The sequence below is a fragment of the Hymenobacter sp. M1-2 genome (genome assembly GCF_057808495.1).
Genome location: NZ_JBTYZO010000008.1, coordinates 81,734 through 96,242, shown reverse-complemented (window position 1 = coordinate 96,242; position 14,509 = coordinate 81,734). Strand labels below are relative to the sequence as shown.

Below are 14,509 nucleotides of genomic sequence, written 5' to 3'. Positions count from 1 at the left end.
TGCCGCTAACTAGCCCAGGGCTTCAGCCCTGGGAGCCTCGTGCCGTTACACCACCTTCACCTTTTCCTCAAACGCCTTATCCGTCACGTCATAGAACAGCTCCAGCATCTTGCGGAAGCTGTCGGGCTCTTGGATGGACTTTTCGGTTTTGTTGAGGTTGTCGAGCAGGTAGTTGTGGCTGAGGCCTTTGTTGAAGAAGTCGCTCCACTTCTTTTCCACCGGCTTGCCGAGAATCATGGCGTTGAAGTCGTCGGTTTGGAGGTCGAAGGGACGGAAGGCGCGGCGGTTCTGGGCTAGCTCCTGCAACCACTGGTCCACGCCCGATTCCTGGCTGTGCAAGAAGGTGTTTAGCTCCCGGAAGATAGGCTCGTTACGCATGGCATAGTCCAGCTTCAGGTTGTCGTGGTAGGGCGCCTTGTCGGTGGGCAGGTGCTGCTTGTGGTAGCGCGTGAAGTAAAGCAGCTGCGTGAGGTGCTTGGCAATGATTTCGCGCGACTCGTCGGGCAGGTGGCTGAACTGGATTTCCGGCGCATCGGCCGCCAGCCCAAACTCGTGAAAGTGCGGGCCACCCGTACGCAGTTCCGTGGGCGAGTAGCGCATAAAATCCACGATGCTCAGAGCAGCCAGCAGCTCGATTACGTGCGCCTTGTTCTTCTGCTGGGTGCCGCCGGGCTGGTTTTCGTAGGGCGTATCGGGCGTATCGGCGAGGTAGTAAAGCGCGTCGAGGCCCTGGAGGTTGTGCTCGTAGTAGCTGAGCGCCGCCTTGGTTTTGGTGAGGAAGTTATTGGAGTCGATAACGGCGTTGTCCTCGCTCTGCAGGGCGAAGTAGGGCATCACCGTCACGGCGCCGGTGGGCGCGTCGCGCAGGTAGCGGGCATTGCTGAGGCGCGTGTTGCTGTCCTTCAGGTTCTTGAGCATGAGCGGAAAGCCCGCCGCGCCCGTACCGCCAAAGATGCTCGACACGAAAAACACCCGGTCACCATCCTGGAAGTTGTCAGCAAAAAACCGCATTTCTGGTGATTCCACTAGCTTGTTCAGCACGATGCTGCCCACGTTCGGTGAGCCACGGAAGCCAATGGTGAGCGGGCTTTCCAGGTTGTCCTGCGTGAAAAGCAAGTCCACTAAGCCCTTTGAGTCCACCGACAGTCCATCGTAGTGCAGGTACTGCCGAAAGCTTTGGTTGATGCCCCCGAAGTCGAAGATGAACGTGTCCTTTACCGAGCCGTTCACGTCCTGCGAAATGCCACTCAGGGTGCTGATATCGGTCTTGAAGAAACCTTCTTCGCGCGGACCGAGGCGCCGGTAGATCTGCTGGTAGCTTTGCAGCAGCTGCACCGTGCGGTTCATGTCGCCGTTGTGGGCGTCGGGGTCGATGATAATGGGCACTACCCGGTCGCAGTTAGGTAGTTCTACGCCGGCGGCCAGCAGCATGGTGAGCGAGCGAATCACACGGGAGCCCGTGCCACCAATGCCGAATAAAAAGAGTTTAGCCATGAGTGGTAGTGAGTAGGTAGTATTAAGTAGTTAGATAGGGATTGGGTAAGAAATTAGGGCTTGGTCAGCCTACTCATTACTCAATACCCACTACTCAATACTAGAAAGGCGTGGTGCTCGCGTTGGTCGAGCCTTTGCGCAGGATGAGGGAGAAGAGGAAGAACCAGAGCAGGCCCAAAATAGCATTCCAAGTAGCCAGCCAGTAGATGTAGCTGTGGTCGGTGACTTGCTGGGCGCTGGTTTGCCACACGGTCACGCCGAAGGCAATCAGCGCGTTGAGTACCAGAAACAGCACCCAATGGCCGGTGCCATTGAACGTGGCCACGCGCATGGCGCGGTTGATGAGGTAATAGAAAATCAGCACTAGTGCCAACGAAATGCCCAAGTTCAGCAGGCCAATGTTGGGGAAGATGACGTCACGGTAAACGGGCGTGTCGGCGGGTGGCTGCGGCGCCCCGATGAGTTCGTAGATGGAGCGGAAGAGTGCTTTCATGGAGAAATATAACGCGAAGTTCCGCTTCGCGACTCGTTGAACGTTGAGAGTGTTTTGAAATTGTACGCAACCACGAGAAGGTATGGGCCGCCTTGGCCTCTCACCCCTTCTTTTTCGTCTTAAACGACTATCGTGCCAAGCCAGTAACGGCCTTTGGCTACAATGCGCGAAAACCGAGGCTTAGCTTCGCTTTCCTTCGGTTCGCGCTACGGCTACTCGCCGGGTTGCAACGTCAGGGGCAGCTCGAATACCGGGCGCTTCTCCCCTGCCGAGCCCGGTTCCAAGCCATCGAGTAGAGAGCTTAGGGCGAAGGTTTTAGCGGCGGGCGTGGCGTCGTTTTTGGTAGTCCACTGCGCCACCCAGGCCGGGCGTTGGTCTTGCAGTTTCAGTACCAGTGGGCGGGCGGCGCGGGGGCGCTTGGTGAGGCGAATTTTGGCGAAGTGGGTGAATTTATTTTCCGGGCCGCTGCTGGCGCGGTTCTGGTCGGTGGCGGCAAATACGTCGAGCAGCGTGGCATCGGTGTCTACGCCTTGCAACTTTAGATTTTGCTTGAGGTAGGCTACGTCGCGGTACTGGCCGGGCAGCTTGCTTAGGTCCACTCCTACCACAAATTCCACGGGCTGCTGCGCCGATGCTTCGCTCACGGCGGCTACGCGGTAGGTTTCGGCGTTGCGCTTGCTAGCTCCGGCGTCGCCGTAGTACCAGCTGCCCTTGTTCTGAAACTTGTTGAGCAGCGAGTACATTGGCTGTGGATACGTGACGCCGAAATGGGCCTGTTTGGCGGGTTCCTGCTCCAGCAGCGCGGCATCGAAGCGGCGCACGGCATCGGCCGGCCCAATCACCCAGAAGTAGTAGGGAACTTCTGTGTCGCAGCAGTTGGTCTTCTTGCCCGCCGATTTCAGGGCCGGATAATACGTGCCGCGGAAGTCCGACGTGTAGCCGTACACCGATACGGCCAGTTCGGGCCGGCTGCCGTTACGGGTGAGGGCGTCAGTAATGTCGGTTTTGATGTAGGGAATAGAACCGGCGTTTTTCGGCGAGTAGATGAAGTCCGAAATCAACACGCTCACGGTACCGGGTTGGTAGTAGCGGCTCATCAACGTGTCCAGCACCGACGGAATATCGGTGCTCTTGGCCGGCTGCTGAATACCGCCGCGCACCGTACCGGAAATGCCTTGGTAGGTGTCTGTGTACGGTTTTTCTTTGATGCGGAAAAACACCTTCCGCCGCGCCGCCGGCGTACGGTTCACCTCCGAGAGAAACTGCGCCACGTGCTGCTGAAACTTGGTATTCTCACCGCTGGCGCCGGTTTTTGGCATGAAGCCTTCCATGGAGCCCGACACTTCCAAGAACACGTTCACGGCTTGCAGCGGCTGCGTATCCGTAGCGCCAACTTCGGGGGCAGCTGGTTTTGTGGCGTTTGCCGGAGTTTCGGGCGCTTCTTCGGTAGAGGTGGCAGTGGGCGTTGCGGTGCCGGTTTCCGACTTCATGTCGGAGCGGGAGTAACAGCCGGGGAGCAATAGAAGCGTTAGGCCCAGGGCGGGCAGCAGGCGGGAGAGGCAGGAAGTTCTTCGCATCGGGTCAAAGTAAAGCATATGGCCGGAAGCCACAAGCCTGCGTACTGTCGGGCGGCGGAACAGGTTGTACCAACAGCACGGCAGGAGGTAGAAAATTTCGGATTACAGCATTCCTCTCCACCCCGTCGTAGCGCGGAAATATGTTCGACGACGAGCGAGTTCCTACACGGTTAGGCAGTAGCGCGAAGCCGGAGCTTCGCGCTACGGGTGCGGTAGCGGGCACTTGCTCCGCTTCCGCTCGTTGCGGAATAGATTCCGCGCTACAGAACAACTTAGCTGTAGTCGATTTCAGTATTGTCGCCGATGTTGAGGCTGTGGCGGGTGCCTTTAAATAGCGCGTCGGAGCCCACAATACAATCGTGCATCACGGCGGAGCGCAATTCGCTGTAGGAGCCGATGATGGACTCGCTCAGGATGGTGTTTTTGACGATGGTCCGGTCGCCGATGGCCACGTTGGGGCCGATGATGGAGCCGGCAATCTGGCAGTCGCGGCCAATGCTCACGGGCGGGATGATGATGGTATCGGGAAACTCGGGATAATCGCGACGACTGAGGAATTCCGGGCGGTTCAGCAGGCGGGCGTTGGCTTCGAGTAAGCTGTCTTTGCGGCCGCAGTCAAACCAGTTATCAACGGAAGAAGTTGTCATCTCGGCACCATCCTGGATCATGAGCATCAGGGCATCGGTGAGTTGAAACTCGCCGTGCGTGCGCTGGTCCTGGTCGATGATCCGCTCCAGAGCCGAAGCCAGCCAGTCGGCATTAGCAATCTTATAGAGCCCCACCAGCGCGTAGTTCGACTTCGGAATGCGCGGCTTTTCCACCACTTTCGTGACACGCCCACTAGCCCCAGTTTCAACCAAGCCAAACAGCGAAGGCGTTTTCACCTCCTTCACGGCCAGAATATTACCGGGCGCGCGCATCATGGCGGGCAGATCAATGTCGACGATGGTATCGCCGAGCATAATCAGAATACCATCCTGATCGTGGCGGAACTGGTCGCGGGCCAGCCACAGGGCGTGGGCGATGCCTTCGCGCGGTTCCTGCACCACAAACGTGACTCGCAGCTGCGGATACTGGCGGCGCACGTAGCTTTCTATTTTCTCACCGAGGTAGCCAATGATGAAGACAAACTCCTCAACGCCAGCCGAGCTTAACCGGTCGATAATATGGCCCAAAATGGTGTTGCCGGCAACGGGCACCAGGGATTTGGGCTGCGTGTGTGTGTGCGGGCGCAGGCGGGAGCCAATGCCCGCGACGGGAATAACTGCTTTCATGAACAACAGGCGTGGCGTAAGTCCGCAAAATAGTGAATAACAGCCGGAGCCGCTCGTTATACAACCGCTGCGTCTCGAATTCGTACTTTGCCACAGCGAAATAGTGGAGCACAGACGTAGCGCCATTGTCGCGCCTATGATTGCGCTTCCTCTTCTCGGCACCTGTTGCACTCCTATTTCTTACTCGTCTCCCTTTCATTTCTTCACTCTCCCTACTCCCATGAAACGTTTTCTGCTCTACTTCGCCGGTCTGATACTCTTGCTTTCGCAATCGTCGTGCGGCTACAATGGCATGGTAAGCCGCGACCAAGCCGTGAAAGCCCAGCTAGCTAATGTGCAGAGCGCCTACCAGCGTCGCGCCGACCTAATTCCGAACCTGGTAAACACGGTAAAGGGCGCTGCCAACTTCGAGAAGTCCACGCTGACGGATGTTATCAACGCCCGTGCCAAAGCTACCAGCGTGCAACTCAACGCCGACCAGCTTACGCCCGAAAACTTACAGCGTTTTCAGGAAGCCCAGAGCCAAGTGGGTGCCAGCCTCGGCCGCTTGCTGGCTGTATCGGAAAACTATCCCGAACTGAAAGCCAACGCCAACTTCCAAGAGTTGCAATCTCAGATTGAAGGCACCGAAAACCGCATCAACGTGGAGCGCAACAAGTTCAATAGCATTACCAACGACTATAACGGCTTCATCAAATCTTTCCCTAATAACCTCTTTGCGAACATGTTTGGCTTCAAAGAGAAGGAATACTTCCAGGCCGCCGCAGGATCGGAGAAAGCGCCAACGGTACAGTTTTAATGGTAGTGCTTAGCGCTTGGTGCCTAGTGCTTAGGCTTTGAGATCCTCGTGATTATCAAGAGTAAAGCCCTAAGCGCTAGGCACCAAGCACTAAGCACCAAGCACTGACAATGACCAATCCTCTTACTTCTGAGCAGGAAGCGGCGCTGGTAGAGGCCATCCGCAAGGCGGAAATCAGAACTTCCGGCGAAATCCGGGTGCACCTGGAAGACCACTGCCCCACGCCCGAGCCGCTGGACCGCGCCGCGCAGGTATTTGCGGAGCTAAACATGCACCGCACGGCCCAGCGCAACGGCGTGCTGTTTTACCTGGCCTGGAAAAGCCGGCAGTTTGCCGTCATCGGCGACGCGGGCATCAACGCGGCCGTCCCCGACGACTTCTGGGAAACCACCAAGGAGACGGTGCTTTCGCAGTTTCGGTCGGAGAAATACGTGGTTGGGCTGGAGCAGGGCATTCAAATGGTGGGGGAACAGTTACGTCGCTATTTTCCCTACAACGCCACAACCGACCAAAACGAACTCGACGACTCTATTTCGTTTGGCGGCGACACGCCACGGCCTTCCCGCCCATGATAGCGCACTCCTCTTTCCGGTTCCAGACCTGGCTCCGGCCGTTGATGCTCGCGCTGCTGCTACTGGTCCACGGTATTGGTTGGGCTCAGCAGGTGCCCTCACGTCCTTCGCCGCCACGCCTCGTCAATGACCTGGCGGGTATGCTGCGGCCCGACGAAGCGCAGGCCCTGGAGCAGAAGCTCGTAGCCTACAACGACTCCACTTCGTCGCAGATTGCGGTGGTAACAGTACCGACTCTGGGGGACAATGAAATTGCGGACTACGCGCAGCAGCTCTACGAGAGCTGGGGCATTGGCCAGAAAGGCACCAACAACGGGGTGTTACTGCTCATCGCGCAGAAGGAGCGTAAGGCTCGTATTCAGACCGGCTACGGGTTGGAAGGTGCTATTCCCGACGCGCTGGCGAAGCGCATCATCTCCAACACCATTGTGCCTGCGTTTCGTGAGAATCAATACTACGCGGGCATCGACCGGGCTACCGACCAACTCATTGCGCTGGCCAAAGGCGAGTACAAGGCTGACCAAACCACCACTCGCTCCCGGCAGCGCAGCAACGATAGTAGCGGCTCCGGCTGGACCTTCTGGCTCATCATCGGGGTGCTGGTACTGTTCATGCTGTTCCGCTCCCGAGGCGGCGGAGGCGGACGAAACAACCGCGGCTTCGGTGGCGGCATGATCCCGCCCGTCATCTTCGGCGACTTCTCGGGCGGCCGCGGCATATTCGGCGGCGGGGGCGGCTTCGGTGGTGGCGGAGGCGGTGGTTTTGGCGGCTTCGGCGGCGGCAGCTCCGGCGGCGGCGGCGCCAGCGGCGACTGGTGAGATTTGAATGAGGAATTGGGAATGAAGAATTATCGTGCGGCCCGGTCTGCCCACCGTTACAATGAACAATTATCAATGAACAATGAGCAATTGCCATACGCTCCGGTCTGCCCGCTTTTTCGGCGGGCTGACCGGTCGCCGCGAGCTGACGTTATTCCGACTGCTCATTCACCGCAATTCAGAATTTCTAATTCCTCATTCAGAATTAACCGGTGGCGCGCCCTTCGACCGTTCAGCCCGCCGAAAAAGCGGGCCGACCGGAGCGTATGGCAATGAGCAATTGACAATGATCAATGAGCAGTTGCCGGGCTAGACGTTCAACGAAGCTTCATTGTTTATTCTTCATTGTATACACCGGCAGCTCATAAAACGGGCGCAGCAGTTGTATCACATCAAGGGCGTCGGCTAGGGCTTCGTGGGCTACTTCAATGTCGGCAAAGCCGGCGCGGGCCTTGCAGATGCTCATGGTGGGCAGGCGGGTGTCTTTGCGCCAGTTGAGGTAGAAGGCGGCCGGGTCGAGCATGGCGGGTTCGGCTCTGACTAGGGTGCCGTAGCCGGGTAGCTCCCGCAAAAACCCTAGGTCGAAGGAGGCAATGTTCTTGCCCGCCATCGTCACGGTTACGCAGTCTTTCGCGTCGGCTTTGAAGCCTTGAGCCAGTAGGAATTCTCGCAGCTGAGGAAGCAACTCGGCGGGCGTACACAACTCGGGATTAGGCTCTTTGCGGGCCAGTTCTTGTAACAGGCGAGCATTTAACGCTAGTGCGCCGGCACTGCCTACGTATTCAGGATGGCGCACGACGCGCCGAAAAGCTGGCAACTCCACCAGCGGCAATAACTGCTTGGTGTTTTCTACAACAGCGGCCAGTTCCAGTATCTGATGACGCTGGGGCTGGCCGCCGCTGGTTTCAAGGTCGAGGGAGATGTAGCGCATACGCACAAGTGTACGCAACGAGCAGCGAATAGTGGAGAGATAAGTGCGCTCCGCTATAACTTCAATGGTCACTCATCACACCGGCCTGAATGGCAACTGGCAACTGGTTTTCGGCGGGTGGCACCGGGCAGGAGTACGTGGAATTGTAAGCGCAAAACGGGTTGTAGGCCCGGTTGAAATCGAGCAGCAGCCGGCCCTGCTGAATCTGGCCGAAACGCAGGTCGAGGTAGCGGCCTCCGCCGTAGCTGTTGTGGCCGTTGGTGAGGTCCGTGAATGGCACGAACAGGTAGTCTTTGTACCCGGCCTTTCGCTGCAAATCCAGACTTTGGTAAACGGTTAGTTTCAGGGCCTGTCCTTCCAGCGTGAAGTGTAGCTCCCCGTATTTGCGGTAGAGCGGGCGGCGGGCAGTGCTGGTTGGCATAGCAAACGCGGCCTGCGAAGAGTCGCGCACGAAGCGCGCTTCCACACAGGCCGCGTAATTGACCGGAAAAAAGAGCAGCCCCGTAAAAGCCTCGCGCACCTTAACCGGCAGCGGCGATTCGGCCGGATTGCGGTACTCCGCGTTCAGTTCCTGCTGAAAAGCAGCCACCAACCGAGCGTGTTCTTGAGCCGTAGGCCGGGCAGCAGGTGTTGTCTGAGCTGAGACTTTAAAGCTCCAAGTGAGGAGTAATAGCAAGAGCGGATGGAACCGAGTCATGCCGCAAAATACACCGCTTCGCTACACCACAGCTACTTGCTCTACCGCTACCTGCCGAGCTACGGAGCCCAATGCGTCTTCCACTCGCAGCAGATACACGCCAGCTGGCAGGCCATTGAGCGGCAACGTCAGCGAAGCCAGCGGCGCTGGCTGCTTCAGGATGGTGCGACCCACGGCATCCAGCAGCGTAACGCGCCGTTGCGAGTCAGTTCCTTGCAACTTCACATGCAGTACTGTGCGGGCTGGGTTGGGATATACCTCCAGTTGCGGCTGGCTTCCGGGCGAAGCGGTAGACAACGCAGTGCTGCTTAGCGCAAAACGACCGAGCAGGGCGCTGACATTTTGAGGCGTGGCAACTCCCCAGGCGGGAACCGCCGTTACTGGCACCGGATTTCCGGCCGCGGTGCCAGTGCTGCCGCTTTCATCGTGCCGGCCCACTGCTAATATGCTGGTGCTCGTCAAGCTCAACGCTTCAAGCGTAGTGTTGCTACCGCCCGCGCCGGTGTTGGGGTCCCAGGTACCGGAGAGCAGGGAGCTATAACGCACGGAGCTTAAATCGGGAGTATAGACGCGCACGAACTGGCTCCAAGCCGAAGAAGCGGGGCGCTTGAGCATTTTCTGGTGCGCATCGGCAGTGGTAATCACGCGTCGGCCTACGCCCACAATGCCAACCGAACCATCGGGCGCTACTTCTACGTCACTCACGCGGGTCGTATTGACGTTAGCCCAACCTGCATTGGGGCTCGGCCAGCCGTCGAGGTTGGGGTCGGGATGAGCGGCGCCGGTGCCGCCCATATCGTCTACATATTCGGCCACGTAGGTGCTACGGCGCAATGTGCCATTGGTCAGCTGTAGCTTGCCCAGCCACGAAACGTGGATGTTGCCGTTGGTGCCGGTAAACTGGTTCTGGAAGCCCGCTGCGCCCGAAGTAGCCGCAATCTGGTTGCCGCGCCACAGGTTTTCGGAGTTGTTGCCGTGGCAGCGAGCCAGCACCACCAGGTCGGCGGTAGCAGCAGGCTGCGAGTAGTCGATGGCCAGGCCATCCACGTACTGGTCTGGTGTGGAATTGACGACTTGACCAGCGGCATTGCGCTCGTGATACAAACGGCTCCACCATTTCCCGCTTCTAACGCCGTTACAAAGGCTTGGTCCACGCTGACATCGGCGTTTAGCCGCACCAGATTATTGGTATTCACCCCGTTGAAGCGGGAGAAGTTTCCGCCAGTCAGAATCTTACCGTCGGCCTGCGCTGCCACTGTTAGAATCCGTGCGCCCCATTTGTACTGCCTGGTCCGCTGCCCACCGAGAAATCGTTTGCTACGCTGCCATCGGAGGTCAGCTTGGCTAGCGAGTTGAACGTACGGCCGCCTACTACGATGTTGCCGAAAGCCTGTAGCAAAATCTGCCCGTTAGTGAGCAGCCGAATTTTTTAGATAGTAGATTGACAGGCCGCCGTGCTGGTGAAAGCTTGGTCGAGCGAACCATCTGCGTTCAGGCGCGCCAACCCCACGACTGGGCTGCCGTTTACTTGCGTAAAGGATCCGCCCACCAAGTATTTTCCATCGGGTTGTTGTAAAGCATTGTACACCTTCCCGGACTGCTGAATGTTGATGGCCGCGAATGTGGGGTCCAGTGCTTGCGCCTGTACCTGATGCGCGACCAAGCAATTTGCTACTGCAAAGAAAACTGCGCGTAATAGTGTTTTCATCCTTTAGATGTTCTGTTTACATAAGTTGATCAATAAAGCTACCCCTAATTTCTCCGGTAGCTAGCAGCAACTGTTCCGTACTTTCGCCTTCCTATGACCGACTCCGCCAACCAGCCCCACAAGCTCTTCCTGCTCGACGCTTTCGCCCTGATTTACCGCGCCCATTTCGCCTTCAGCAAGAATCCGCGCGTCAACTCCAAGGGCCTCAACACCGGCGCCATTCTTGGCTTCACTAACACGCTAGTGGAAGTGTTGCAGAAGGAAAAGCCCACCCACATCGGCGTGGCGTTTGACGCCCAGAAGAAAACCTTCCGCCACGAGCAGTTTGCCGACTATAAGGCGCAGCGCCAAGCCATGCCCGAAGACATTGGCTTGGCTATTCCCTACATCAAGAAGATCATCAAAGCCTTCAACATTCCCATTCTAATGGTGGATGGCTTCGAGGCCGATGACGTGATAGGTACGCTGGCCCGCCGCGCCGAGCAGCAGGGCTTTGGGGAGGTATTCATGATGACACCCGACAAGGATTACTGCCAGCTCGTGACGGACTGCGTTAAAATTTACCGCCCCGCCTTCATGGGCAACGCCGCCGAAATCTTGGACGTGCAGCACGTGCTGCAACGCTTCGAGATTGAGCGAGTGGAGCAAGTAATCGACATTCTGGGCTTGCAGGGCGACGCCTCCGACAACATTCCGGGCATTCCGGGCATCGGGGAGAAAACGGCCAAGAAGCTGATTCAGGAGTTCGGCTCGGTTGAGAACCTAATTGCCAACGTGGACCAGCTCAAGGGCAAGCAGCAGGACAACGTGCGCGAGTTTGCCGAGCAGGGTCTCATGAGCAAGGAGTTGGCAACCATTCATCTGGATGTGCCCATTGAGTTTCACGAAGAAAACCTGCGTCTGGAACAGCCCGACGCCGACCAGCTCCGGCAACTCTTCGACGAGCTGGAATTCCGGCAGTTGGCCGCCCGCGTGCTCGGCGGTGGCAGCCCAGCCGGCCCTAGCGCCGCACCTACCCCGCGCGGCGCGCGGCGTCCGAAAGTCACAGAAGGCCAGGGCAGCCTGTTCGGCAGCTCCGCCGACGCGGCCGTAGCCACAGCCACCGAAGAAGGTGAAACTGGCCGTTTTGGCGCGCCCGCCGGGCCGCGCCGCACGCTCCAGGACGTGGCCTACCAGTATCACCTTATCGATACGCCGGAGCGACGGAAGTCGCTGCTGGAATTTCTGTTGCAGCAAACTGAAGTCAGCTTCGACACCGAAACCACCGGCCTCGACACCATGACGGCCCGGCTGGTGGGTTTGTCGTTCTGCTGGTTGCCCGGCGAGGCCTATTACGTACCCGTGCCGCACGATGACCAAACCGCCGCGCAGACGCTGGTAGATGAGTTTCGGCCGTTCTTCGGTGCCGAGCACATTCTCAAAATCGGGCAGAACATCAAGTACGACCTCACTATTCTCAAGCACTACGGCGTGCAGATGCGCGGCCGGCTCTTCGACACCATGCTGGCTCACTACCTGCTGGAACCGGATATGCGCCACAACATGGACGTGCTGGCTGAAACCTATCTGCACTACACACCCATCAGTATTCTGGAGCTAATCGGCCCAAAAGGCAAAAACCAGAAAACCATGGCTGACATTGCACCAGCGGAAGTATCTGACTACGCCTGCGAGGACGCCGACGTGACACTGCAACTCAAAGACATATTTGAGCCGCTGCTGAAGGAGGTGGGCCTGCTGGATTTGCTCAACGAAGTGGAAAATCCGTTGGTGCCGGTACTGGCTGACATCGAGTACGAAGGGGTGAAAATTGATGCCGCCGCCATGGGCGAGTACTCGGCGGAGCTGCAAGGCTACGTGCAGGAGATTGAGCGGCAGATTTTCACGGAAGCAGGGCAGGAGTTCAACATTGGTTCGCCGAAGCAGCTTGGGGAAGTGCTGTTTGATAAGCTAGGCCTCGGGGGCGGCAAAATCAAGAAAACCAAAACGGGCCAGTACGCCACCGGCGAAGAAATCTTGAGTCAGCTTGCTGCCGATTCGCCCATTGCCGGCCTCATTCTAGAACACCGCCAGCTTACCAAGCTGCGTAGCACCTACGTAGAGGCGCTGCCCCAGCTGGTGTGCGAATTGGATGGCCGCGTGCACACTAGCTTCAACCAAGCCGTAACAGCCACTGGGCGTTTGTCCAGCACCAACCCCAACCTCCAAAACATTCCCATCCGCACCGAGAAAGGCCGGGAAATCCGCAAAGCCTTCGTGCCGCGCGACGCAAACCACGTGCTGCTGGCCGCCGACTACTCCCAGGTGGAACTGCGCATCATGGCCGACTTTTCGGGCGACAAAACCATGATTGAGGCCTTTCGGCAAGGGCTCGACATTCATACGAGCACGGCCAGCAAGGTGTTTCACGTGCCGTTAGAGGAAGTGGACAGCGAGATGCGCCGCAAGGCCAAAACGGTCAATTTTGGTATCATCTACGGCATTTCGGCCTTCGGCTTGGCGCAACGTATTGGCATTAGCCGCAAGGAAGCCACCGAAATCATCGAGACCTACTTCCAGGAATTCTCATCGGTGAAGCAATTCATGGATGAGAGCATCAACAAGGCGCGGGAACTGGAATACGCCACTACGCTGCTCGGCCGCCGCCGCTACCTGCGCGACATCAACTCGCGCAACGCCACGCTCCGCGGCTACACCGAGCGTAACGCCATCAACGCCCCCATCCAAGGCACAGCCGCCGACATCATTAAGAAAGCCATGATCAATATTCATGACTGGCTGATCCAGGAAAAGCTCGGTACCAAGATGATTCTGCAAGTGCACGACGAACTCGTGTTTGACGCCGTACAGGAAGAAGTAGACCACATCACGCCCAAAATCAAGGAACTGATGGCTACGGCCCTGCTCCTGCCCCACGGCGTGCCGCTGGAAGTGGAAGTCGGCACCGGTAAGAATTGGTTGCAGGCTCACTAGATCACGGATTAGCGCGGATTTTAGCAGATTTCACGGATTTTGTGGACGGCGCGCGTGTTCTACGAGTGGCTTGCGGGACTTTTGTAGAGCAACCGCCCGTAGGCCTAAAACATCCTCACTACTACCTATGCAACTCCTTGAATCTGCTTTTGACGTCGTTGTCATCGGAGCCGGGCCAGTGGGGCTGGCGTGTGCCATCGAGGTGCAGCGCCGTGGCCTCAGCGCTTGCGTGCTAGATAAAGGAGCGCTGGTGAATTCCATCATCGGCTATCCTACTAACATGGAGTTTTTCTCTACGCCGGAACTGCTCGAAATTGGCGACCATCCGTTTCCGACGCTGCATTACAAGCCTCTGCGCGAAGACGCCCTCGACTATTACCGCCGCGTGGCCTTCGCCGAAAAGCTTACGCTGCGCCTCTACGAGCGGGTAACCGGCCTGGAAGGCGAGCAGGGCGGCTACGAAGTCGTGACTGAGAAAGGGCGCATTCGGGCTCGTTTCGTGATTGTCGCCACGGGCTTCTATGATGTGCCCAACTACCTCAACGTGCCTGGCGAAGACCTACCCCATGTGACGCACTACTACAAAGAGCCTTACCACCATGCCGACCAGGACGTCGTTGTTGTGGGAGCCAAGAATTCCTCGGCCAAAGCCGCTTTGCAGCTACTGCGCGCGGGCGCCCGGCCGGTGTTAGTAGTACGAGGCTCGGATATCAGCGAATCCGTGAAGTATTGGATTCGGCCCGACCTCATGAATCGCATCAAAGAAGGCCGTATTGGGGCATTGTTCAATACCACCGTGCAGCGCATCACGGCCACCGGTGTGGAAGTTCTAACGCCGGAAGGACCACGCACCCTACCCGCCCAGCACGTGTACGCCCTCACTGGCTACCACCCCGATTTCGCGTTTCTCGCAACCCTAGGCATCACCTGCCAAACGGACCTCGCCCAAACCCCCACCCACGATGCCGACACGCTGGAAACCAACCGCCCTGGCCTGTACCTGGCCGGCACTGTCTGCGGCGGCCTCAACACCAGCCGCTGGTTTATTGAGAACGGCCGCTACCACGCGCAAGTCATTGCCGCGCGGCTGGCGGGCGAAGCCGCGCCGCAATTGCCGGAGGTGGTGCAGCCGGTGCAGATATCACTTTGATGCAGTAGAGCTTCATACCAAAG

General features: G+C 58.0%; 14 protein-coding genes and 1 pseudogene. 5 read left to right on the top strand and 10 right to left on the bottom strand.

Going from position 1 to position 14,509, the window contains the following annotated elements:
* Positions 1 to 45: 45 nt before the first annotated feature.
* The 4 genes from ACYSMN_RS09720 to ACYSMN_RS09705 all read right to left on the bottom strand — a co-directional run bounded on the left by ACYSMN_RS09720 (position 46) and on the right by ACYSMN_RS09705 (position 4,838).
* The gene (locus ACYSMN_RS09720) at positions 46 to 1,494 is read right to left on the bottom strand and encodes a hypothetical protein (RefSeq protein ID WP_488923675.1); all 1,449 of its coding nucleotides are present in this window, start codon (positions 1,492 to 1,494) and stop codon (positions 46 to 48) included.
* 100 nt (positions 1,495 to 1,594) lie between these two features.
* Positions 1,595 to 1,987 (bottom strand): hypothetical protein, encoded by a 393-nt coding sequence (locus ACYSMN_RS09715; RefSeq protein ID WP_488923674.1) that lies wholly within the window; start codon positions 1,985 to 1,987, stop codon positions 1,595 to 1,597.
* Between the two features lie 212 nt (positions 1,988 to 2,199).
* On the bottom strand, positions 2,200 to 3,564 hold the full coding sequence (locus ACYSMN_RS09710) for a hypothetical protein (RefSeq protein ID WP_488923673.1): 1,365 nt from the start codon (positions 3,562 to 3,564) through the stop codon (positions 2,200 to 2,202).
* Positions 3,565 to 3,836: 272 nt separating this feature from the next.
* Entirely contained in the window at positions 3,837 to 4,838 is a 1,002-nt protein-coding gene (locus tag ACYSMN_RS09705) for a sugar phosphate nucleotidyltransferase (RefSeq protein WP_488923672.1), read from the bottom strand.
* Between the two features lie 220 nt (positions 4,839 to 5,058).
* On the opposite strand from ACYSMN_RS09705, the gene ACYSMN_RS09700 reads away from it, so the two are divergent.
* The 3 genes from ACYSMN_RS09700 (at position 5,059) to ACYSMN_RS09690 (ending at position 7,027) form a co-directional block, all read left to right on the top strand.
* Entirely contained in the window at positions 5,059 to 5,637 is a 579-nt protein-coding gene (locus tag ACYSMN_RS09700) for a LemA family protein (RefSeq protein ID WP_488923671.1), read from the top strand.
* Between the two features lie 110 nt (positions 5,638 to 5,747).
* Positions 5,748 to 6,209, top strand: coding sequence for a TPM domain-containing protein (locus ACYSMN_RS09695; protein WP_488923670.1), 462 nt, complete (start codon positions 5,748 to 5,750; stop codon positions 6,207 to 6,209).
* The gene (locus ACYSMN_RS09690) at positions 6,206 to 7,027 is read left to right on the top strand and encodes a TPM domain-containing protein (protein ID WP_488923669.1); all 822 of its coding nucleotides are present in this window, start codon (positions 6,206 to 6,208) and stop codon (positions 7,025 to 7,027) included. The genes ACYSMN_RS09695 and ACYSMN_RS09690 overlap by 4 nt, the downstream gene beginning before the upstream one ends.
* A gap of 328 nt (positions 7,028 to 7,355) precedes the next feature.
* Here ACYSMN_RS09690 and ACYSMN_RS09685 read toward each other — a convergent pair whose 3' ends face one another.
* From ACYSMN_RS09685 to ACYSMN_RS09660, 6 genes and pseudogenes are all read right to left on the bottom strand, one after another.
* Complete coding sequence (locus ACYSMN_RS09685) at positions 7,356 to 7,958, bottom strand: 3'-5' exonuclease family protein (RefSeq protein ID WP_488923668.1); 603 nt, start codon at positions 7,956 to 7,958, stop codon at positions 7,356 to 7,358.
* A 61-nt stretch (positions 7,959 to 8,019) separates the two neighbouring features.
* The gene (locus ACYSMN_RS09680) at positions 8,020 to 8,547 is read right to left on the bottom strand and encodes a DUF1684 domain-containing protein (protein WP_488923667.1); all 528 of its coding nucleotides are present in this window, start codon (positions 8,545 to 8,547) and stop codon (positions 8,020 to 8,022) included.
* Positions 8,548 to 8,676: 129 nt separating this feature from the next.
* Positions 8,677 to 9,759: a T9SS type A sorting domain-containing protein gene (locus ACYSMN_RS09675; RefSeq protein WP_488923666.1), complete on the bottom strand. Its 1,083-nt coding sequence runs from the start codon at positions 9,757 to 9,759 to the stop codon at positions 8,677 to 8,679.
* 47 nt (positions 9,760 to 9,806) lie between these two features.
* Positions 9,807 to 9,911, bottom strand: a pseudogene (locus ACYSMN_RS09670) (delta-60 repeat domain-containing protein); the annotation flags it as partial.
* Between the two features lie 2 nt (positions 9,912 to 9,913).
* Entirely contained in the window at positions 9,914 to 10,054 is a 141-nt protein-coding gene (locus ACYSMN_RS09665) for a hypothetical protein (RefSeq protein WP_488923665.1), read from the bottom strand.
* Between the two features lie 30 nt (positions 10,055 to 10,084).
* Complete coding sequence (locus tag ACYSMN_RS09660) at positions 10,085 to 10,318, bottom strand: delta-60 repeat domain-containing protein (protein WP_488923664.1); 234 nt, start codon at positions 10,316 to 10,318, stop codon at positions 10,085 to 10,087.
* A 138-nt stretch (positions 10,319 to 10,456) separates the two neighbouring features.
* Between ACYSMN_RS09660 and polA the strand changes: the two genes are divergently transcribed.
* The gene (gene polA / locus ACYSMN_RS09655; protein WP_488923663.1) at positions 10,457 to 13,336 is read left to right on the top strand and encodes a DNA polymerase I; all 2,880 of its coding nucleotides are present in this window, start codon (positions 10,457 to 10,459) and stop codon (positions 13,334 to 13,336) included.
* A 127-nt stretch (positions 13,337 to 13,463) separates the two neighbouring features.
* Complete coding sequence (locus tag ACYSMN_RS09650; RefSeq protein ID WP_488923662.1) at positions 13,464 to 14,486, top strand: YpdA family putative bacillithiol disulfide reductase; 1,023 nt, start codon at positions 13,464 to 13,466, stop codon at positions 14,484 to 14,486.
* Positions 14,487 to 14,509: the final 23 nt, after the last annotated feature.

Bases quoted from the DNA above. Each gene is read 5' to 3' on its own strand.
- ACYSMN_RS09720 (WP_488923675.1), bottom strand. From the start codon at position 1,494: ATGGCTAAACTCTTTTTATTCGGCATTGGTGGCACGGGCTCCCGTGTG.
- ACYSMN_RS09715 (WP_488923674.1), bottom strand. From the start codon at position 1,987: ATGAAAGCACTCTTCCGCTCCATCTACGAACTCATCGGGGCGCCGCAG.
- ACYSMN_RS09710 (WP_488923673.1), bottom strand. From the start codon at position 3,564: ATGCGAAGAACTTCCTGCCTCTCCCGCCTGCTGCCCGCCCTGGGCCTA.
- ACYSMN_RS09705 (WP_488923672.1), bottom strand. From the start codon at position 4,838: ATGAAAGCAGTTATTCCCGTCGCGGGCATTGGCTCCCGCCTGCGCCCG.
- ACYSMN_RS09700 (WP_488923671.1), top strand. From the start codon at position 5,059: ATGAAACGTTTTCTGCTCTACTTCGCCGGTCTGATACTCTTGCTTTCG.
- ACYSMN_RS09695 (WP_488923670.1), top strand. From the start codon at position 5,748: ATGACCAATCCTCTTACTTCTGAGCAGGAAGCGGCGCTGGTAGAGGCC.
- ACYSMN_RS09690 (WP_488923669.1), top strand. From the start codon at position 6,206: ATGATAGCGCACTCCTCTTTCCGGTTCCAGACCTGGCTCCGGCCGTTG.
- ACYSMN_RS09685 (WP_488923668.1), bottom strand. From the start codon at position 7,958: ATGCGCTACATCTCCCTCGACCTTGAAACCAGCGGCGGCCAGCCCCAG.
- polA (WP_488923663.1), top strand. From the start codon at position 10,457: ATGACCGACTCCGCCAACCAGCCCCACAAGCTCTTCCTGCTCGACGCT.
- ACYSMN_RS09650 (WP_488923662.1), top strand. From the start codon at position 13,464: ATGCAACTCCTTGAATCTGCTTTTGACGTCGTTGTCATCGGAGCCGGG.